We start from the raw sequence: 448 nt of genomic DNA on the forward strand, positions 1-448 counted from the left end.
TGAGGTTCGGTATGGATTTGTGTTGAGGCAGTGGTTCGTCAATCGTACTAAATCAGATACCGCTTATCGTCAAGAATCATGGTGTAATCGTTTGGGTTATCGGATGCCTAGGGTAAGGGATTTAACCAATGCGGTCAGAACAGATAATCCTCCTATTTCAGGCGCAGCCCCTAGCTCATCAGGTAATTATTACCAGCGTCACATAGGTGCAGGATTTTTCACGGAGTGGGGCCTCATTGGCTACTACGCTGATGCGGGCTTCGTCGACCTCTACTACTGGACGCGCGACGCAACGGGTAGCAACCAGTTCGATGTCTACTCGGGCGGCGGCGGCGTCCTCAGCAACCGAGCCAGCAACAGATCTTACGCTGTTTGCACCGCACCTTAGCTTTTAGCGTTTAGTTCTTAATCCTTAGGGCGCGGGGGGCGATTATGGTGCCTGAGGGGA

Annotated in this window: 1 protein-coding gene; it reads left to right on the forward strand. The window is 52.2% G+C overall.

The genetic code is table 11. From position 1 onward, the window contains the following. Positions 1-388, forward strand: a 388-nt coding sequence (locus GQ596_RS10970) for a hypothetical protein (RefSeq protein ID WP_160401757.1), incomplete at its 5' end; no start/stop codon positions are given. Positions 389-448: the final 60 nt, after the last annotated feature.

It is taken from the genome of Gilliamella sp. Pra-s60 (assembly GCF_009795755.1).
GTDB lineage: Bacteria > Pseudomonadota > Gammaproteobacteria > Enterobacterales > Orbaceae > Gilliamella.